The 19,286-nt window shown below is 47.3% G+C and carries 17 protein-coding genes; 12 read left to right on the forward strand and 5 right to left on the reverse strand.

Features of this window, described 5'->3' with window-relative positions; genetic code table 11:
• Positions 1–128: 128 nt before the first annotated feature.
• Positions 129–1,160, reverse strand: a complete 1,032-nt coding sequence (locus tag NLBNIHML_RS20125) for a ribonucleotide-diphosphate reductase subunit beta (protein WP_105601435.1) — start codon at positions 1,158–1,160, stop codon at positions 129–131.
• 337 nt (positions 1,161–1,497) lie between these two features.
• A complete protein-coding gene (locus NLBNIHML_RS20130) occupies positions 1,498–3,831 on the reverse strand; it encodes a ribonucleoside-diphosphate reductase subunit alpha (protein ID WP_339258623.1) in 2,334 nt (777 codons plus the stop codon).
• A gap of 773 nt (positions 3,832–4,604) precedes the next feature.
• On the opposite strand from NLBNIHML_RS20130, the gene NLBNIHML_RS20135 reads away from it, so the two are divergent.
• From NLBNIHML_RS20135 to NLBNIHML_RS20165, 7 genes are all read left to right on the forward strand, one after another.
• Positions 4,605–4,931, forward strand: a complete 327-nt coding sequence (locus NLBNIHML_RS20135) for an MTH1187 family thiamine-binding protein (RefSeq protein ID WP_017690882.1) — start codon at positions 4,605–4,607, stop codon at positions 4,929–4,931.
• Between the two features lie 430 nt (positions 4,932–5,361).
• Positions 5,362–5,466 (forward strand): hypothetical protein, encoded by a 105-nt coding sequence (locus NLBNIHML_RS20140; RefSeq protein ID WP_017690880.1) that lies wholly within the window; start codon positions 5,362–5,364, stop codon positions 5,464–5,466.
• 43 nt (positions 5,467–5,509) lie between these two features.
• Positions 5,510–5,617, forward strand: a complete 108-nt coding sequence (locus tag NLBNIHML_RS20145; protein ID WP_017690879.1) for a hypothetical protein — start codon at positions 5,510–5,512, stop codon at positions 5,615–5,617.
• A 264-nt stretch (positions 5,618–5,881) separates the two neighbouring features.
• The gene (locus NLBNIHML_RS20150) at positions 5,882–6,193 is read left to right on the forward strand and encodes a hypothetical protein (RefSeq protein ID WP_017690878.1); all 312 of its coding nucleotides are present in this window, start codon (positions 5,882–5,884) and stop codon (positions 6,191–6,193) included.
• Positions 6,194–7,167: 974 nt separating this feature from the next.
• A complete protein-coding gene (locus NLBNIHML_RS20155; RefSeq protein ID WP_339239322.1) occupies positions 7,168–7,764 on the forward strand; it encodes an RNA polymerase sigma factor in 597 nt (198 codons plus the stop codon).
• A gap of 449 nt (positions 7,765–8,213) precedes the next feature.
• Complete coding sequence (locus tag NLBNIHML_RS20160) at positions 8,214–8,744, forward strand: anti-sigma factor (protein ID WP_445252805.1); 531 nt, start codon at positions 8,214–8,216, stop codon at positions 8,742–8,744.
• A gap of 249 nt (positions 8,745–8,993) precedes the next feature.
• On the forward strand, positions 8,994–10,505 hold the full coding sequence (locus NLBNIHML_RS20165; protein WP_339239323.1) for an HD domain-containing phosphohydrolase: 1,512 nt from the start codon (positions 8,994–8,996) through the stop codon (positions 10,503–10,505).
• Between the two features lie 4 nt (positions 10,506–10,509).
• On the opposite strand, the gene NLBNIHML_RS20170 is transcribed toward NLBNIHML_RS20165, so the two are convergent.
• Positions 10,510–11,163: a phosphatase PAP2 family protein gene (locus NLBNIHML_RS20170; RefSeq protein ID WP_339258625.1), complete on the reverse strand. Its 654-nt coding sequence runs from the start codon at positions 11,161–11,163 to the stop codon at positions 10,510–10,512.
• Between the two features lie 264 nt (positions 11,164–11,427).
• On the opposite strand from NLBNIHML_RS20170, the gene NLBNIHML_RS20175 reads away from it, so the two are divergent.
• From NLBNIHML_RS20175 to NLBNIHML_RS20190, 4 genes are all read left to right on the forward strand, one after another.
• Positions 11,428–12,843 (forward strand): ATP-binding protein, encoded by a 1,416-nt coding sequence (locus NLBNIHML_RS20175; RefSeq protein WP_339258626.1) that lies wholly within the window; start codon positions 11,428–11,430, stop codon positions 12,841–12,843.
• A 208-nt stretch (positions 12,844–13,051) separates the two neighbouring features.
• Positions 13,052–14,209: an MFS transporter gene (locus NLBNIHML_RS20180; protein WP_339239326.1), complete on the forward strand. Its 1,158-nt coding sequence runs from the start codon at positions 13,052–13,054 to the stop codon at positions 14,207–14,209.
• Positions 14,210–14,291: 82 nt separating this feature from the next.
• The gene (locus NLBNIHML_RS20185; RefSeq protein ID WP_339242893.1) at positions 14,292–14,957 is read left to right on the forward strand and encodes an oxidoreductase; all 666 of its coding nucleotides are present in this window, start codon (positions 14,292–14,294) and stop codon (positions 14,955–14,957) included.
• Between the two features lie 138 nt (positions 14,958–15,095).
• Positions 15,096–15,470, forward strand: a complete 375-nt coding sequence (locus NLBNIHML_RS20190) for a RidA family protein (protein ID WP_017690870.1) — start codon at positions 15,096–15,098, stop codon at positions 15,468–15,470.
• Between the two features lie 107 nt (positions 15,471–15,577).
• Here NLBNIHML_RS20190 and NLBNIHML_RS20195 read toward each other — a convergent pair whose 3' ends face one another.
• The gene (locus tag NLBNIHML_RS20195; protein ID WP_339239327.1) at positions 15,578–16,336 is read right to left on the reverse strand and encodes a TspO-related membrane protein; all 759 of its coding nucleotides are present in this window, start codon (positions 16,334–16,336) and stop codon (positions 15,578–15,580) included.
• Between the two features lie 226 nt (positions 16,337–16,562).
• Between NLBNIHML_RS20195 and NLBNIHML_RS20200 the strand changes: the two genes are divergently transcribed.
• The gene (locus tag NLBNIHML_RS20200) at positions 16,563–17,528 is read left to right on the forward strand and encodes an arsenic resistance protein (RefSeq protein WP_494352599.1); all 966 of its coding nucleotides are present in this window, start codon (positions 16,563–16,565) and stop codon (positions 17,526–17,528) included.
• 128 nt (positions 17,529–17,656) lie between these two features.
• On the opposite strand, the gene NLBNIHML_RS20205 is transcribed toward NLBNIHML_RS20200, so the two are convergent.
• Complete coding sequence (locus NLBNIHML_RS20205; protein ID WP_472474828.1) at positions 17,657–19,285, reverse strand: response regulator; 1,629 nt, start codon at positions 19,283–19,285, stop codon at positions 17,657–17,659.
• Position 19,286 lies beyond the last annotated feature (1 nt).

Below are 19,286 nucleotides of genomic sequence, written 5' to 3' on the forward strand. Positions count from 1 at the left end.
TTACAAACTATCTTACAGGGTTAAGAGGCAAAAAAACACTCCCGCATGCAGATAGCCATGAAGGCATTCTATCAAAGGGAGTGCTTTAATGTGTGCTTATTTATATCGGGATACTTGATCAGAAGATTTTACAAATCGTCAAATCCGTTATCGTCACCAACTTTACCGTAGTTACGGGATTTGGCTTCGAAGAAGTCGGTTTTGGTTGCATTCAGTGCTTCATCGGAGAATGGTTTGATCCAAGGCATGCAGTTTACATCCACACCTTCATATGCTTTTTCCATACCCATCAGACGCAGACGTTTGTTGGCGATGTACTTGATGTAATCTTCCAGCTCGTTCAGGTCAATGCCGCGTACGTTGCTGAGCGTGTAATGTGCCCAGTTGGTTTCGAGCTCAACCGCACGATTAATGGTTGTGTATACATATTCCATGTTTTCAGGTGTGTTCAGTTCAGGGAAGTCCACCAGCAACTGTTTGTACACTTCAGCAAAGAAGTAACAGTGTTGATTTTCATCTCGCTGGATATAGGAAATCATCTGGCTGGTTGCCATCATTTTCTGGTCACGGGCCAGGTTGTAGAAGAAGGCAAATGTACTATAGAAGAAGATTCCTTCGAGTACCAGATCGGCCACCATGGCTTGGAAGAACGTCTGTGGAGACGGCTCGTCCCGGAAGTTCTGATAGATATCAGCGATGAAACGGTTGCGGTCGAGCAGCACCGGATCATGTTTCCAGTATTCAAAAATTTCCTTTTGCTCCCGATCAGATACGATGGAAGAGAGGACGTAGGAATACGATTGGTTATGAACAACTTCCTGCTGTCCAATAATGGCCGAGATCGCTTCGAGTGAAGAATCGGTAAAGTAACGTTTTACGTCACCCACAAACATCGTCTGCATGGAATCAAGTACCGCGAGCAGGGAGATGTTGATTTTGAATGTACGTTGTTCTTCCTCATCCAGTTGAGCAAACTGGGAAGCATCTTTGGACATGGGAATCTCGTCTGCAATCCAGTGGTTGAGCAGCAGTACTTTGTACAATTTGTACATATGTGGCATGCGAATGTCGTTCCAGTTCAGGATACCGGAGCATTCACCTTCAATAATACGGGTGGATTGGTTAGGGGCTTCGGTGTTAAAAATTTTCTGTACTTGCATCGTCCGTTCACTCCTTGAATGAATTTACACTGCATAACTACGATGACAGAACAACCTTCCGATCACTGTTATCCCCTGATTTTATTGATTCCCTCTTTTAAAGGGAAAATCCGGTGATAAAGGCGAACGCTCCGCTTCTTCAGCTTTGTTCTGTCCTCTTCGTTATCGTGTAATCATTAATTCTTTTATATATAATGTGGCATCTATATCAACATCTTGCGATGCTGTGATCGTGTTTTAGGCAAAAAAGAACCAGGGCAACGCCATTTTGCAATCAAAACAGGATGCCCTGGTGGTCATCGTGAATCTAGTCAATCTGCTCTATCAAGGATAAAACTTAGCTTGCGCAAGAATCGCATTCTTCAATGGTTAATGCCCGGCTACGAACGTAATACGTCGATTTCATGCCGGCTCTCCAGGCGTGCAAGTGCAGTTCCAGGAATTCCGTTGCTTTGATATCCGGACGAACATACAGGTTGAAGCTCTGTCCCTGATCGACGTGGCGTTGACGAGCAGCAGCCATATTAATGGAAGCATGTTGATCGACCATGAATGCTGTTTTGTAGTACCAGATCGTTTTTTCGGACAGATCAGGTGCCGGATTGGCAATCTTGTATGTCGTTTTCTCTTCATAGGACAACAGTTCGTAAAGTGGATCAATGCTGGCTGTTGAACCTGCAATGATGGACGTTGAACCATTTGGTGCAATGGCGAACATCCAAGCGTTACGGACACCGTTTTGCTGAACCTCTGCTTGCAGTTCTTTCCATTGTTCTGTTGTAACGAATTCGCCCACGCGCTCACCAGTTGTGTATTCCCGTTGGTCGAAGTATTTGCCTGTTTGCCAATCGGAACCTTGGAATTTCGGATAATGTCCTTTTTCCTTTGAAAGTTCCATGCTGGCTTTCACAAGCAGATAGTTAATTTTTTCATAGAGATTATCGTTATATGTGACGGCTTCTTCCGATTCCCAACGAATGCCTTCAAGAGCAAGCAGATGATGAAGTCCGAAGGTTCCCAGACCAACCGCACGGTATTGACTGTTGGTGTATTGGGCTTGCAGCACTTCAATGTTGTTGATATCGATAACGTTGTCCAGCATACGAACCTGAATCGGTACCAGACGTTCCAATACATCATGAGGTACAGCACGTGCCAAGTGAATCGAGTTCAGGTTGCAGACTACGAAATCGCCAGGTACTTTGGAAATCACGATGCGGGTTTGTCCATCCTTGGTTACGAGCTCTTCCTTTTCAACTACAGTCGCAGATTGGTTCTGCATGATTTCGGTACAAAGGTTGGAAGAGTATACCATGCCGTGTGCACTGTTCGGGTTCGAACGGTTAACGGTATCCCGGTAGAACATGTACGGCGTACCTGTTTCCAGTTGGGATTTCATCACACGTTTCATGATATCAATCGCCTGAACCGTGATACGGGACAACAGCGGGTGGTTGACCGCTTCCTCATATTTCTCGCGGAACGCGCCTGCGCCTACAGTTTCATCATAGAAATCTTCCAGTCCGAGTGCACGACCGTTCTCATCTTTCCAGCCCATCACTTTTTTCGTTTCGTGCGGGCAGAACAGACTCCACTCACCGCGGCTGGCTACTCGCTCCATGAACAGGTCAGGCAGACAGATGCCGTGGAATACGTCATGTGCACGCATCCGTTCGTCACCGTTGTTCAGCTTCAGATCAAGGAAGGCCAGAATGTCTTTGTGGAAGACGTCCAGATATACGGCAATGGCACCTTTACGTGTACCAAGCTGGTCTACGCTGACCGCTGTATTATTCAGTTGGCGAATCCAAGGGATTACACCGGAACTTGTGTTTTTGTGTCCACGGATATCCGATCCACGAGCTCTGACTTTACCAAGGTAAACGCCGATGCCGCCACCCATTTTGCTCAGACGGGCTACATCTGTATTGGAATCGAAGATACCTTCAAGTGAGTCGTCCACAGTATCAATGAAGCAGCTAGAGAGCTGTCCAGCCACTTTTTTGCCCGCATTGGACATCGTAGGTGTAGCTGCTGTCATATACATGTTGCTCATCGCCCAGTAAGCTTCCTTGACGAGTTCCATACGTTTCTCAGCAGGCTCCTGATGCATCAGGTACATCGCAATAACCATATAACGCTCTTGAGGCAACTCCATTACTTTTCCGTCAAAATCGTGAGCAAGGTAACGTTCTGCCAGTGTGAGCAAGCCGATATAATCGAAGAGCAGATCGTTGCGATAGTCAATGCACTCCGCAAGTTCATCAATCTGTTCTTTGGTGTAACATTCCAGCAATTCTTCACGGTAGATGCCTTTTTTCACGAGATCTACAAGAAGAGGATGGAATGCCCCATAAGGCTCGTCCGGGTAAGACTTGTATCTGCGGTTGGTAGCCGCTTTTTTGTACAGGGAAGTGAGCAGGGAGCGTGCCGCTGCAAATTTCCAGTTAGGCTCCTCTTTGGTTACCAGTTCCAGTGCGCTCATCATAAAAGCGTTGCTGATCTCGTCTCCGGTAACTTCATCACGGCGGAGTTTGCTGTTTACCCCGCGTACCAGACGTTCCTTGTCGAGCATGTCCAGTCCTTCCAGGATACGGTCGGCATACACCGAGATACGCATATCATCAAAGGCAAGCTGGCGGTTGTTCGGCTTGGTCACAACTTGTGGCATGAATATTCCTCGCTTTCGCATGTTTAAGAGATAAATTGGAGAAATTCTTTATATAAAGAATTGAGTGTCTTTCTTACGGTGAGAAAAAGAAATAGGGTTACGTTTTGCGGACTGAAACGGCGGCGACAAATCATCTCTTAGATCGCTCAACTTGAGCGCACAAAGCAGCACAATGCAGAACATGCTCATATAAAAAGCATTCTCCCGCCTCGCGGCTGAAAATGCCCATGGATGCTCTGGCTTCCTTGCTGTCTTGAAGGTTCAAGTATCGACAGAGAAGGGTGCTTATGTAAGCTTTTGTCTATATGCAGATGTGCCTGTAGTTTGAGGATACCGGATGCAGTCCAAACAGCCCCGTTAACCTCCATGTCAACTCTGTTTCGAGAAAGCGATTTACACCTACAGGGACGTGCCTTTGGAGGTGATTTCATCCTGTTTTTCGCGAGAATGCAGAAGGTGACTATTAGAAGCGGAGAAATCTAGCGTTACTACATTTTGTAGCTGTCAACATACTGTAACCCAACATATTGTGTTTGTAAAGTGGGCAGAACCAGTAAAACGTAATTCCGAGTATACCATTTAAGCGAGGAATCCGCAAAGGAAAAGGACTGGAAGATTTGAAGATTTATCAAAAAAAATTTTTGAACATTTTGAATGACGTGTTCACGTCAGTTTGAATTGTAACGCATTCAACTGGTAGAATAAAAGGAGTCAAATTTCGACTGAAATAAGCGGCAGCGGTTGTTCACGGGGCCCAGAGGAGGCGGAGCAAAATGGCAATAGCAGAAGTGACTGTCATTCCAATCGGAACGGGTACAACGAGTCTAAGCAGTTATGTGGCGGACATGCAAAAGGTATTGGAACATCAGCGGGGCATTACATATCAGTTGACTTCCATGAGCACCATTATCGAGGGACCGCTTAATGAGATCTTTACAGCAATTGCGGCTCTGCATGAAGCACCGTTTCTGTCAGGTGCCCAGCGTGTGTCCACATCCGTCAAAATTGACGACCGTCGTGACAAACCGGATGCCTCAAGTATACAGAAGTTACAATCGGTACAGGATAAACTGACGTCACTTCAGGCAAGACCCAATTAATTCCTAATATATATGGTTGGTTGTTAGTTATGTAAATACGCCACATCCTTTAATCGAATGTCCAAAAGACCAGTCTCTTCAAGAGCTGGCCTTTTTGTATGCTCATTTAACAGTTTAATCGGCAACTACCAATGAAGCTCCAATCAAAGTGGCGTTGGTGTATCCACCGCTAATTCGTATGAAATCTTCATCGTAATTCGTAACATTTTTATTCAAATGTTTGGTGTACATACATACGGTTGATATACCCGTGAGATTTATTTATGACTTAAACGTGTTTGAACATAACTGACAGACCTTGAGAACTAATCCTGTATGTATGTTCAGAGAATAATCTGTGAAAAGAACAGCCCATTTTCGACCTGAGCCCGGTCCCATGTGTGATTGGTGCATATAGTGAACTGTACCTCAAATCAAAGGAGGGGTTTACATGAGTGGAGTAGTAGGTGGATACGGCGGCGCATGGACATCGACTGGCGCGATCTTGGTTCTCTTTATCTTGTTGGTCATTATTTCTAAAGCATTCCTGATCTAATAACCGGCTTGGACCCTAATATATTCGTAAAGGAGGGTTCTGCATGAGCAATGTAGTTGAAGGCGTAGGCTATGGCGGCTGGACATCAACCGGAGCAATCCTGGTTCTGTTCATTCTTCTCGTAATCATTACTAAATCATTCTGGGTATAATATGGCGAGCTCTGCCGGGCAACCGGTGGGGTTTTTTTCTAGAGGACAAGCATGGTGGAGAGCCAGGGAGAGGAGATAGCTTATGGTGAACGGAAGAATTGAATGCGATTACGAGTGTGCAAGGACGGATTATTCTTTCTAAAAAAGAGATGGTTACTTAACGGCTAAACGCCCATTTTGTCGGAAGTAGGGCGATAGCCCGGTCCAGAGGTAGGCTGAATACATAGCTTAGGGGTGTAGGCAAATGTTAAGGAGGAATGAACAATGAGCGAAGTAAAACCGAATTCACCGAACGGACAGGGGCATGTATACGGACATATGGGAGGTTATGAGCATATGCAAGGATACCAATACACAGGTCATGAAATGCATGGGTATGGATATGGTTGTGGAACAATGCCAATGGGATATGGCTATGGATACGGACACCATGCCAATCAGGCTCCAATGATGCACGGTTATCAACAGGGTTGCGGCGTATCCTATGGGCATGGCGGCGGAAGCTGGGGTTCCATGGGCACGATCCTTGTACTGTTCATCCTGCTGGTTATTATCTCCAAAACGATGTTCATCTAATTGGTTGTGAATGCAAAGAGGCTTTCGCTGATCGTGGATCATTACGATAGGGGCTGACTCATCAACTCTAAATAAACACTGTGTTCCATGTTGGGGCATAACGTACCCATGTTTCAGAGCGGGACAGCGTAGGATCTCATCCTGCGGTGTCCCTTTTTTACTTTGTGAATCGTTCTTTAACGAACTCCACAGGCTCTATTCCATGAATTTCTGACGTTTCAAGAGTTTAACGAATCGTAGACGTCTAATGAGCTGAATTTGGGCACATTTGGAGCTTATACTCATGAAGTGACATGGATTAACGTTGCTGGGATTTGTTAGATTTTACATACCGTAGAAATCCTCAATATAAGGTGTGCAGGATTCGTTAGCGTCTGGTGAGCCCAATAGGCGGAAGGAGAGACTGTTCTCCTGAGGGAACGGGGTCTGACAGTGTGTAGACGGTGCTTGAAACGTGTATGTAGACATGGATAAACACCCGGAACCCAATTCCGGGTGCTTTGTGTATGTTTTCAATCTTCTCAAGAATAAGTGATATCCAAAACAACAAAAGCCCTACCTCTCTTTTGTCCTTGCGGCTCCGATGACCGCGCCAGTGTGAATGGGAACATCTTGTGAAACTCTGTACTACCGGGTTATTGTGATGCAGGTTCTTCAATCTTCATAGGTTGATTGTGCTTAATTCGCTGCGGTCGCAGCATGAAGAAAATATTCCGGGGTTTAAAGAAGACAGAAATCATATGAGGTTGTTTAATACAACTCTTATACTATACCACAGGTTGTAATTTATTGCAATAAAAAGGAAAGTACGAACAGAAAAACATGTTTTTCGGGTAGTCCTTCAAGACAATAGCTGAAATATTCGTTTGAAAATAAACAGAATTTTTTCAAACTATTTCTCAATTGAGGTAATCCTCTTCAAAAGATTCTGCGTAGGTTATAATAAGAGGGAAGAAACAGAAAGGGGCCCTCGCATGACTGAATCGATGGAGGACAGCAGGTTAATGCGACAGATTGCGGAACGTGATTCCTCCGCACTGGAGCTTTTATATGACCGTTATGAGCGAGCGGTGTATTCTTTTGCCTATCGGATCGTTGGCGATCCCATGACGGCCGAAGAGACCGTTCAGGAACTTTTTATGCGGGTCTGGAATAATGCTGAACGATACGATGCCTCACAGGGGAAGCTGACCACATGGATGTTTGCGATTACGCGCAACATAGCAGTGGACATGCTGAGGCGGAGATCGAAAGGGGCAGCGGCTACTTCAGTTGAACACGAGACACTGGCGGCCTATGCCGATGAGCATACGAATACGGAAGAAGAAGTGCAGCGTAAATGGGAAGGCACTCGGATTAAAGAAGCGTTGTCCCAACTGAATGGTGATCAGCAGCAAGTTATAGAATCGATTTATTATGCGGGACTAACCCAGCAGGAAGTATCCAGCCGATTCGGGATTCCGCTGGGTACAGTAAAGAGCCGTGTCAGGCTTGCCATGCGACAGCTCCAAAAGTTGCTGGCCGATGCTGAATTGCATCCGGACGCGGGAAGGGAGGGCATACATCCATGATAGAGCGACATGAGGAGTGGTCTGATCTGGCACCGATGTATGTGCTGGGCGGACTGGAAGCAGAGGAAGTGGCAGCGTTTGAAGCCCATATGGCAACTTGCGAAACTTGTCGCCAGGAGGTGAGGGAATTGCAGGAAGTGACTGGCTTCCTGCCACTTGCGGCGGAACCTGTAGCACCGCCGCCAGGCATGCGAGCACGCGTGCTGGGCAACGTGCTCGGACATGTGCAGGAGAGCGCCGAGGCGAAGCCGGCGGCTGCTCCTGCAGAACCTGAAGCACCCGTGGTGCTTCAGGAGGATCTTGCGCCGCAGCACGAACGTGCGGCGCAGCCCGGGCCAGGCCTGCCGCCGGTAACGGCGGTGCCTGCGGCCCGGGGAGAAGAGGCTGCCCAGGCACAGCCATGGCAGCCTCAAGGGCGCGCGCGTGCGCGCAGCAGCCGCGCCTGGCGCGTGGCCAGCGCCGGCCTTGCGGCAGCGGCGCTGGTGCTTGGCGTGTACGCGGCGCAGCTGCAGAGCCAGATCGACTCGCTGACGCAGCAAGCGGCGGGCTCGTCGGCTACACAAGAGCAATTGGTGCAGGTACAGGCGCAGAATGCGCAGCTGCAAGAGCAGCTGGCATCAGCGCTGGAACCTGCACAGGGCATGCAGACTGGCGAGGCAGTGAAGCTGAATCCTGCAACGCAGGATATTGTAGCTCAGGGTCTCGCAACCATCGTAATTGACAGCAAAGGCACTCACTTGGTTGTGCAGGCTGAGAACCTGCCGAATCTGGAAGGCAATGAGGCATTTCAGGTGTGGTTGATCAAGGGAGATACGCCTCAGAATGCGGGGACGTTCCTTAGTCGTGATGGGACGGGTGCGGTATACTACACACTGGATTCGGCCAACGACTATGACACGGTCGCGATCACGCTAGAACCGGATGCCATGGGGGAGGAACCAAGGGGTACGATGATTCTGGCTGCCAAGATCAAAGGATAAATATAGGATATATCACCAAAGGCTGCTCCGGTTGTGGAGCAGCCTTTTCGTGTTTTACAGATTACCACCAGAAGACGGGACAGGGCCAAATTTTTTGAAACGATTCGACAGTGGAGATCTTGGTACCCATCCATTGAATTTTATTAATTTTTTTTGGCGGTGCAACCGATAAACAAATAGAAGGAAATACCCTAATTTTCCCGCATATCAAGGGAGAACGGGTTTGCACATAGAGAGTGAGGGGTTCAGTTGGAAGCATACCGTTCATTTATCTTTCGCCTGATACGCAATTATCTGATCGGTTCACTGGCAGCTGTTTTTGTTGTTGGTACAGTGGTTATGGTATCTACATTACAAATACCCGATATTCAATTTGTTCGACTCATCGGCATTGTACTGATTTCAATTTTGTTCATGCTGGTTGCAGAGTTAATTACGCTGTGGGTGCAGCTTGGACCCATAAGACAATTTTTCACTTCCGAGCATCACGAGCGAGACGAATTGAACCATATGTACGAGAAAATTCATCGTTTCCCGGGACAGACCATATATCGAATTATGGGTCCTCACATGCTTGGTTTTTCGATTCCGGCAGCGGGGTTAACCATATGGATGATATCCACGGGGTGGCTTGAGTTCCCGTACGTGTACATAGTAGTGGCTGCCGCATGTGCATTTTTGATTGCCATCATGCATGCGCTCATTGAGTATTACCTGACGGTGAGGGCGATAAGACCCTTGTTACTTGAGGTCCGTCATCGAGGCAAAATCCAATACGGGATGGAGCCTTCACTGGGAGGACGTATCCTGGTATCGATCCAGCGTAAATTTCAGCTAAGTACATCACTCATCGGATTGTTCCCGTTATTTTTATTTTTCCTCGCTACCTCAATCCGGCTTCAGTATATGGACAGAGAATTTGCGAGAGAGTACATTCTGTGGGGGATTGTCATCGTTGTGCTTGGTGCTGGATTTGCACTGGTGGGAAGCTGGCTGTTGATTCGGGATGTTCGTGATCCGGTTGCTGAATTGACACAGGAGATGAATCGAATTCAGGAGGGAGACCTCGGTAGAAGAGCTCCTGATCTGTATGCGGATGAATTTTCTGCACTGATCTCCGGCTTTAATATGATGATTAATCGGCTTGAGATGAGGCAGGAACGTAATCGACAGTTGTTGCAAAGTTATTTTTCGATGCTGGCGGCGGCTTTGGACGCTCGAGATAAGTACACCGCAGGGCATTCCATGCGGGTGGCCGAGTATTCACTGATGATTGGCAAGCTGAGCGGAATGAATGAGGAACAGGCGGATTTATTGTACAAATCAGCTCTACTCCATGATATCGGGAAAATCGGCATACCGGATGAGGTACTGCTGAAGGATGGAAAACTGAGCGATGAAGAATTCGCGATTATTCGCACACATCCCGTGCAGGGAGAGAGCATTCTGTTACAGATAGAGCCTATTGATGCCATGGCGGACTTTCTGCCGGGTGTACGTTCTCACCATGAGAGATATGATGGCAAAGGATACCCGGATGGGATGGCTGGTGAAGATATTCCCCTTTTTGGCCGCATCATAGCAGTAGCGGATGCTTTTGATGCCATGACGTCGGATCGACCTTATCGGAATGGGATGAGTCACGAGAAAGCGCTAACGATTTTGGAAGAAGGAAAAGGGACCCAATGGGACCCCTATTTTGCAGGTTTGTTTATTGATGAATGGAGACGACAACAGCATCTTCAGAAACCATCGAAGTGAGGGATCAGTTGATCCCCTCTGTCCACTTCGATTCTTTTCTGCGTCTCCGGTGTAGAGCGAGGCCGGTTATGATGGTGAGAACACATTCGCCGAGTATGATGGCACCCAAGGCGTCATAGATCACATGTTGTTTGATCATAAGCGTGGATACGATAATGGTCGCTGCTCCTGCAGCCACCAACAGCTTAATGGGTTTGCGAATGCTTGGAACCGAGAGAACGGCACGCATAACCAGATAAGAGTGCAGCGAATGAATACTTGGAAAACAATTAAACGGGCGGTCCTGGCTGTAGAGCCATCCGAGAACAGATACGCCCAGGCCTGTACCCGTCAGTTCCGGGCGCGGTACCATGGTCTGAAAGTTGAAGTAGATGAGATAACAGATCCAGACACAGATATTCATGGATAACAAGACGCGATAATACGTCAGACGATCCTTGGCACACAGGTAGGCGAGCACACCGAATACAAATGGGTACCAGCCCAAATATGGAATGGACATGGCGGGTACATAGGGAATGATCTGGTCAAGCGAGGAATTAAGAATTACGAACCCGCGTTCCGGACTATTAAGAATATCATAGAATAGCCCCATGACAGCCAATGACAACATCAAACTTAATGACAGCCAATAGGATTTACTTTTTAACAATTGCACAACAGCGTTCTCCTTTCATTCATGTTCCGATGAACATGCCCCTAGCAAATATCTATTTCTTTAGTTCAATCTATATAGTAGTTCAAATTTGAACAACAATATATTTTACTACGTTCCGCACACAAATTGAATCCTGATTTGTGTATTTTTGTGTACTTTTTTGACGAAGAAGGAATGCAGTAATTTCAATGGACATGATATGATAGAAACACATACGGACGATGGTAACAAGGCCAGTAAAGTCGGGACAACAGGAGTGAGTAAATGCAATTTTTGAAAATGTTCGTATTGAATATGGGGATGCTTATAACGATTGCCTATCTTGCCAGTGTGTTCTATAAATATATCGTCATACGTGCTTCTTCCCGAATGAAACAGATCGGTTCAGTGCTTGTCCTTGTTTTTGCAGGCTGGATCAGTACGGTTTTTGGATTTCAACTCACGGATGAAGTGGTATTTGACCTTCGTTATGTTCCTATAATTGTTGCCGTTCTAACGTACAGACAACCCTATAGTGTAATTATTGTGGGTGTAGGGATAGGTTTATCCAGGTTAACGTTTGGTATCACGGATGCTACGGTGGCAGCGGTAATTAATATGACTTTACTCGGTGTAATATGTGCGGGTTTAAATATATGGATGAGACGCAGCGACTTCAGACTGATCACAAAAGGCATCCTTGTTGTAATTATCGTCAATGTGGTCAATAGTGTGGGCATCGCTATCTTTGGCGTCATCCCGGCTACATATTTTTTCTCTCATATTATGCCTTACACGCTTCCGGCAGGTATTTTATTAAGCCTTATGTTTGCGTTTATATTACGTGATTTTCAGAATGAACAGAACCGGATTTTGCTTATCCAAAGTACGAACCGGCTATTATCTGTGCAAAAGGAAGAGCTACAGAAAGCCCAGATTGTACTGGAGGATCGAGCGAAACAATTGATGATCGCCTCACAGTACAAATCCGAATTTCTCGCCAATATGTCACATGAGTTGCGTACACCATTGAACAGTGTTATTAACTTTGCCCAGATGATCAGCGAGAACGCGGACACGATGGACCCCGAGGATATTGTACGTTTCGCCACCATGATCGACCAATCCGGACAGGAACTGCTCACACTCATTAACGATATTTTGGATCTGTCCAAAGTGGAAGCGGGGCGACTGGATATAGTACTGGAGGATATCAGTGTGGCACAACTTACCGAAGATGCCATGAGCCACTTCCAACTGGTTGCCGAGAAAAAGGGTATTCAGTTGCAGATGGATAAGAAACCGGGACTGCCCGACACACTCTGGTCTGATCCCCAGCGGGTTCAACAGATTTTGCGGAATCTGATGTCGAATGCCATCAAGTTCACTCACAGAGGGAAGGTCACGTTGACTGTAAGTACCAAGCAGATGAAGAATGCAGGTATTCAGAATGGGTGGCTCGTTTTCTCCGTTCAGGACACCGGCATTGGTATTTCTGAGGACAAGCATCATTCCATATTTGAAGCATTTCAGCAGGCTGACGGGTCGATTAGTCGGAAATTTGGCGGTACCGGACTTGGTCTCTCGATCAGTCGGGATTTGGCGAGATTACTGGGAGGTTCGATTGAACTTGAGAGCGTTGAAGGCAAGGGAAGCACCTTCCATCTCTATCTTCCGTTGAACCGTGAAAAAATGAGTTGACAACCTCCGCGCCGTGAGTAGAATTTGGGATGACAACTAGCATCGACCGGCTTTTGAGACCCGGTCTAAGGAGTGTATCCCCATACAGAAGACGGTCAACGTTAACCCTCCCCCGTCAGCAAGCAAACCACGGCGCAAGGGTTCGACACAACGCACAAATTTATCAATTGCAACATGGGAGGGTGTACCGGCAATAATTTTACAGACATTGCTGGGAGGCCCGTTCTTAACCGGGTTTCTGCTGTACCTTGGGGCCGGGTCGAGACATATCGGCTTTGTGCTCGCCATTACGACCTTCGTAAACATTGCCCAGATCGGAGCAGCTTACTGGATGCAGCGTATTCGCAGTCGCAAACGTATGCTGCTTTTATTTGTGGGCACACATCGTATCTTATGGAGTGCGACGGGACTGATCCCGTTTATCTTCCCCAAAGAGTGGTGGGTAAGCGTATATATTGGTGTGTATACGGTTGCTTTTATATCGAATACGATCGGCGGCATGATCTGGACTTCACTGATTGGCGACATCGTACCTGCCAAGGTGAGAGGGCGTTACTTCGGAATTCGAAATACGATTCTGAATGCTCTTGGAAGCGTATGCTTATTCGCAGGTGGTATTGTATTGGACCGTTACCCCGGAGAAATAGGCTTTCTGATCCTGTTTATTCCGGTTTGGATCTGCGCTATTGCCAATACAGTCATTTATTTCTTTTATCCGGATGTACCATTCGAGCGTTCTACCGAAAAGGTTTTCTGGCGGATGTTTATCAAGCCGTTCCAGGATCGTTCATTCCTGAAAGCAACGCTGTTTCTGGCTGTCTGGTTATTGATCCAGACCTTGATTGTTCCGCTTTATTCCTATGTTATGCTTGATCTATTAAACATTAATTATCAGACTGTATCCCTGATCACAGTGGTCCAGACGCTGGTTATGATGGCAGGTTTCTATGTCTGGGGCAATCTGAATGCCAGGTTTAGCAACAAAACCCTCCTATTTTGGACATTACCGGTCATTGCACTCTCCTGTCTGTCGTGGGGATTAATGTCGTTTATGCCCGTATTGATTGCACTATTTCTATCTCATATCTTTCTTGGGATCGGGGTGGGTGGATTCAATCAGTTGGCATTTAACTTTACGATCGGAGACACCCCCAAAAGTGAAAGACCGATGTTTGTCGCCGTGTATTCGGCTCTGACGGGAGTGACTTCATTTCTTGGGCCGCTGCTCGGTGGCTGGTTGTATGAAAAGATGGAGAACTGGTCCGACGCGCTGGCCTGGATCTCAGCCTATGGATTTCAGGTGGGGGTTGGTGTAGTCATGCTCATTCTTACGTTTACCCTTGGACGTCGCGTACTGTTAAAATAGTAATGAACTATATACACTGGTATGAATTCAAAAAAGATGGCGAAGTGGAGGGATGTATTTGAATCGTCTCGAACGGAAAGCCATGGTGATTGGAGCCACGGGACTTGTAGGCGAATTGCTGGTTCATCATCTGCTGGAGCACTCGGCATACAGTCAGGTTCGCGTTCTGGTTAGACGTCCGCTTGAGCTGCAACATCCCAAATTGGAACAGCATGTGGTGAATTGGGAACAGCTGGAGAGCCAAGGCGAATTATTCGATGGAATCAATGATCTGTACTGCTGTTTGGGTACAACGATCAAAAAAGCAGGCAGTCAGGAAAATTTCCGTCAGGTGGATTATCATTACCCTGTTCGTGCGGCTATGCTTGCGAAGCAACATGGGGTACCCCAGATGCTGGTGATCTCCTCCATGGGCGCGAGTGCAGGTTCCCGGGTCTTTTACAGTCGGACCAAAGGGGAGATGGAGGATGCATTGTCTGTTATCGGTTTTCAATCTTTGCATATCTTCCGTCCTTCCTTAATTCTGGGAGATCGAAATGAGAAGCGGTTAGGTGAACAGATGGCCGCTCATGCCATGAAGTTGCTGGATCGCTGGATGAAAGGCAGAGCAGACAAATACCGGGCAGTCCACGCCGCAACCATTGCACAGGCCATGACGAATATTGCACTGGTGCAAGCGATTGGAAATCATGTATACCCGAATGATGTCATTCATGTTCTTGGCGTGGACGGGGATAAGAACCTTTGAATGAATTGTTTACTTCATAGTGGCCAGTGAGGAGCGTTTCTCGCTGGAGGTAGATCGTGGTATAATAGGCAACAAAAATGAGTTCGAACCCTGACTCCTTGCGGTAGCAGGATAACGAACATGAAGGAGAACTCGTCCATGAAAAAACCAATCTCTACCGATCAGGCGCCAGGCGCCATTGGTCCATACAGTCAAGCCGTTGATGCAGGCGATTTCATCTACACGTCCGGACAGCTTGGCCTGAATCCCCAAACGGGAGAATTCGGTGCAGATGTACAGGAGCAGACACGTCTGTCCCTGAGCAATGTGAAGGCTATTCTTGAAGCAGCAGGTACAAGCATGGATAAAATCGTGAAAACGACGGTGTTCCTGAAGGACATGAATGACTTTGTTCCTGTGAATGAAGTGTACAGCACGTTCTTTGAACAGCCATATCCTGCACGCAGTGCAGTGGAAGTGGCACGTTTGCCAAAAGACGCACTGGTGGAGATTGAAGTTATTGCCCTGAAATAGGACAGTCCTCATTCACGCCGGTATATATAAAAAGCCGATTTCAGGTCGAATGAAAATGACCAGAATCGGCTTTTTGCTTTATGTTTTTGCGTTAGAATGGCAGTCGCTCAATCGCGATCCTGATTACGGGCGAAGAACAGCCATATCGCGTAAATTGCCAGTACGATCGCAATGATGATTGCCGTATAATATACGGAAGTGACATCCTTTTGTTTAAGGGCTATGGCGATGTACGCCCACGTGAATACCAGTGGATATACACTATCCCGATAACGGAAGCTAACGAGTACAGCCAGCACCATTCCCACAATGAGCATAATGATCGTCCAGGTCGGTTCGCTGAGACCAAAACCATCCCAGCCGATTTTATATAACAGCACAGCAGTATTGATAATCGTAGCCACGCTAACCCATCCCAGATAGATGCTGAATGGCAGCTTCACAAGCCAGATCTCAGCAGTGGTCGGAACAGTAATGGTACGTGTTTTTACATACAACACGATCAGAGACAACAGAAGCAGTACAATAATCAGTAAAGCGAGACCGATCTGCAAGTTTTGAAAAGCGAAAATCCAGGCTACGTTAAAGGCACAGCTTGCCAGGAACCAATACCCGAGACGAGTGATGGAGTTCCTTTTCCACGAAGCAGGCACGAACTGATAGATCACAAAGCCTGCAAGCAGCAAGTAGATCAAACCCCATATAGCAAAGGCATAGCCAGAAGGTGTGAGTAGCACAGGGTACATATCCGATACTTCCTTGTTGGTTCTGCCCCCGATCGGCAGAGCGTTGGAAAGATAGTTCACGATAATTACAGCGATAAAACCAATCGCGTTTAACCACTTGTACGGATTGTTACGTGACATGGTGTTTCCTCCTTGGTTTGACGAATGAATGAACCACGGGTCAGTCTACAATGAATATACCCAGTTCTTGCACATTCTAATAACAGCCGCAAAAAATTCACAAGTTGATCATACGGATCCTTGTGCTCTGACGTTATGCTGGAACGGCACTCTGTCCCAATGTACGCGAAACGGAGCAGAAATATGTCCATGCTCAGGATGTCCCATTTAGAAGTGGAGGAAGAGAATGCTTACACGAGAAACGATGGAGAGACAGCAAACCTGGTTCTATGTCATTGCACTATTATTAGGAGCAGTGATAGGGCTGAGTTTACCGGCATGGGGGAATGTTTTACACTACACTGTGTCCCCTATACTTGCTGTTCTGTTATATAGCATGTTTGTACAGATTCCTTTTTTACAGTTAAAAGAGTCCTGGTCGAATCTTCGATTCATGGGGGCGTTACTGGCAGCTAATTTTATCGTTGTACCTGTAGTCGTATGGTTGCTTACACTGGTCTTTCCGCAATCACCTGGCGTTCTGATCGGAGTGTATCTGGTACTGTTAACCCCCTGTATTGATTACGTCATTGTGTTCACACAGCTCGGCAGGGGCAATGAGAAACTGATGCTGGCCGCAACCCCCCTTTTATTTGTTATACAAATGATCCTGTTGCCGTTTTACTTATGGGTTTTGATGGGTGCTGAGGTGGCGCAGGTCATGCAGATAGGGCCGTTCGTGGAGGCTTTTCTGTTCCTGATCGTTATTCCGCTGTTGCTCGCTGTCGTTACACAGGTTCTCTCCAGAGGTAAAGCGAGTGGTGAGCGGGTCATGAATGCGACGGCGTGGCTGCCGGTTCCGATGATGGCACTCGCGCTGATCGTGGTTGTCGCTTCCCAGATCGGTAAAGTCTACAATGATATGGCGATCATCGTGAATGTGATCCCGATCTATGTTGCTTTTCTAATCATTATGCCTTGGATATCTCGGCTTATTGCTACTTGGTTTGGATTGAATCCAGGCGCAGGACGAGCGTTGATATTCAGTTCAGCTACACGGAATTCGCTGGTCGTTCTGCCACTGGCCCTGGCACTCCCGCCGGAATGGGCAACCATGGCTGCTGCTGTTATTGTTACACAGACGATGGTGGAGCTTGCAGGGGAGTTAATCTACATTCGTCTTGTCCCCGCGGTGATCTTACGGGATCGGTGAGCAGAAAGAGCGAAACCGTCGTTATGAAATAAGTGATTCTCTGTTAAAAGTAAAATACAAAAGAGTACTCCCGACTGGTCATAGGGGAGTACTCTTTTTAACTCAAATAAATTTTGAACCGGTACCCGTTAAGTACCGGCCTCCAATAATGTTTTACGATATTCCGCTGGCGTGATGCCCTCCATTTTTTTGAACACTTTGCTGAAATACTTTTCATCCTGGAATCCAACCATCTCCGCAATTTTGGCGACTCGCAGGGAAGGGTTTTGCAGTAGCAGCTTCGCGTTATTGATTCGCAATTTGCCGAGATATTCCGACCAGTTCAGGCCAAATTGCTGTTTGAATTTTCGGGAAATATACTCCCGGCTCAGATAGAAACGCGCGGCAATCTGCTGCAAGGACAGGTCCTCCTGATAATGGGCGTCCATATATCGTGCAATCTCACTCATGGGATCAGGATTGGCGTGGTGATGTGCGGTGAGCGCTTTTCCTGCGGCAAGCAGTCGTTGCTCCAACAAGGAACGAAGCAGGGGATAGGATAACAACCCTTCAGCGTCAAATGGTAACTCGGCAAAGGGAATAGACTGTTCCTCCGTCACTTCTTCCTCTTTGAATGACGAACCTGCCGTATCATCAAGCCAGCGGCTCAGCATCCATTCCAGCTCATCGATCCATTGCTGGATCTGCTCGGCACTGACAACCTCAAGATCAGTAATTGGGTCAAGCCATTCGGCAACCGCAGCAGATACACTGGAAGCCCGCAAGCTCATGGCTGCCATCCGCATAGGTTCTTCATAGGCGGTCAAGCGCCTGATTTTATTCCCATTGGATGATTCCAGGGAAGCATGAATTCGCTGTTTGGTATGCACAGCATTGCGTCGCCACAGCCTTGAACTTGCCTCCATATAGGCTGCTGAGATGCCGCCAGGATATGAGTCACAGGTGGAGATGCCGAAATGAAGCTGGCGCTGAATCGTCTGCTCCAATCCATGATTGACCTTGTCCAGAATAGGCTGCAATGAAGTGGGGGGACCCCAATGCAGCAGAACGATCTCATCGGGCTGATCCAACTGGCGAAACATGACGCCTTCGTCTGGGGTGGATAACATCTCAGCGCAGATATTGAGCACCGAGAACACAAGCAAGTCGGGTTGACTGCGATACTTTGCCAGACAACCTGCATCCAGATGGGACAGGCTGGTGACAGCGACGCTACAGACAGGGATTATACCCGGGAGATACAACTCATCCTGCAATCGCTGCAGATGAGAGGGGCTATTGCCTCTTCCGACGGCAAGTTCGGTTAACAGACGATCCTGATAGTGGGGGCGCATTCGATTAACGACAATGGATTGTTTGGTGGATTGTAACCGAACAGCATCCTCCTCTTCCCAAGCTGTAACGGCCTTCAATAGAGATGCATTCAGCTCATCTGCTTCCACAGGTTTTAGCAGGTAGTCCATACCACCGTGCCTGATGGCATGCCTCACGAGTTCAAAATCATCATATCCGCTAATAACCAGCACCTTGCTGTGTGGGGTATGAACGGATATCCATTCGAGCAACGCCATACCGTCCTTGCCTGGCATACGCATGTCACTGAGAATGATTTGAGGTTGATGTGCCGTGATGGAGGCAATGGCTTCATCCCCGTCTGCCGCTTCAATTATTGTATCAATACCAAAGTCTTTCCAATGACCAAGCAACCTTATGGCATCGCGGACATGTTTTTCATCATCTACAAGCAGTGCCTTCATG

Source organism: Paenibacillus sp. JNU01 (assembly GCF_059130585.1).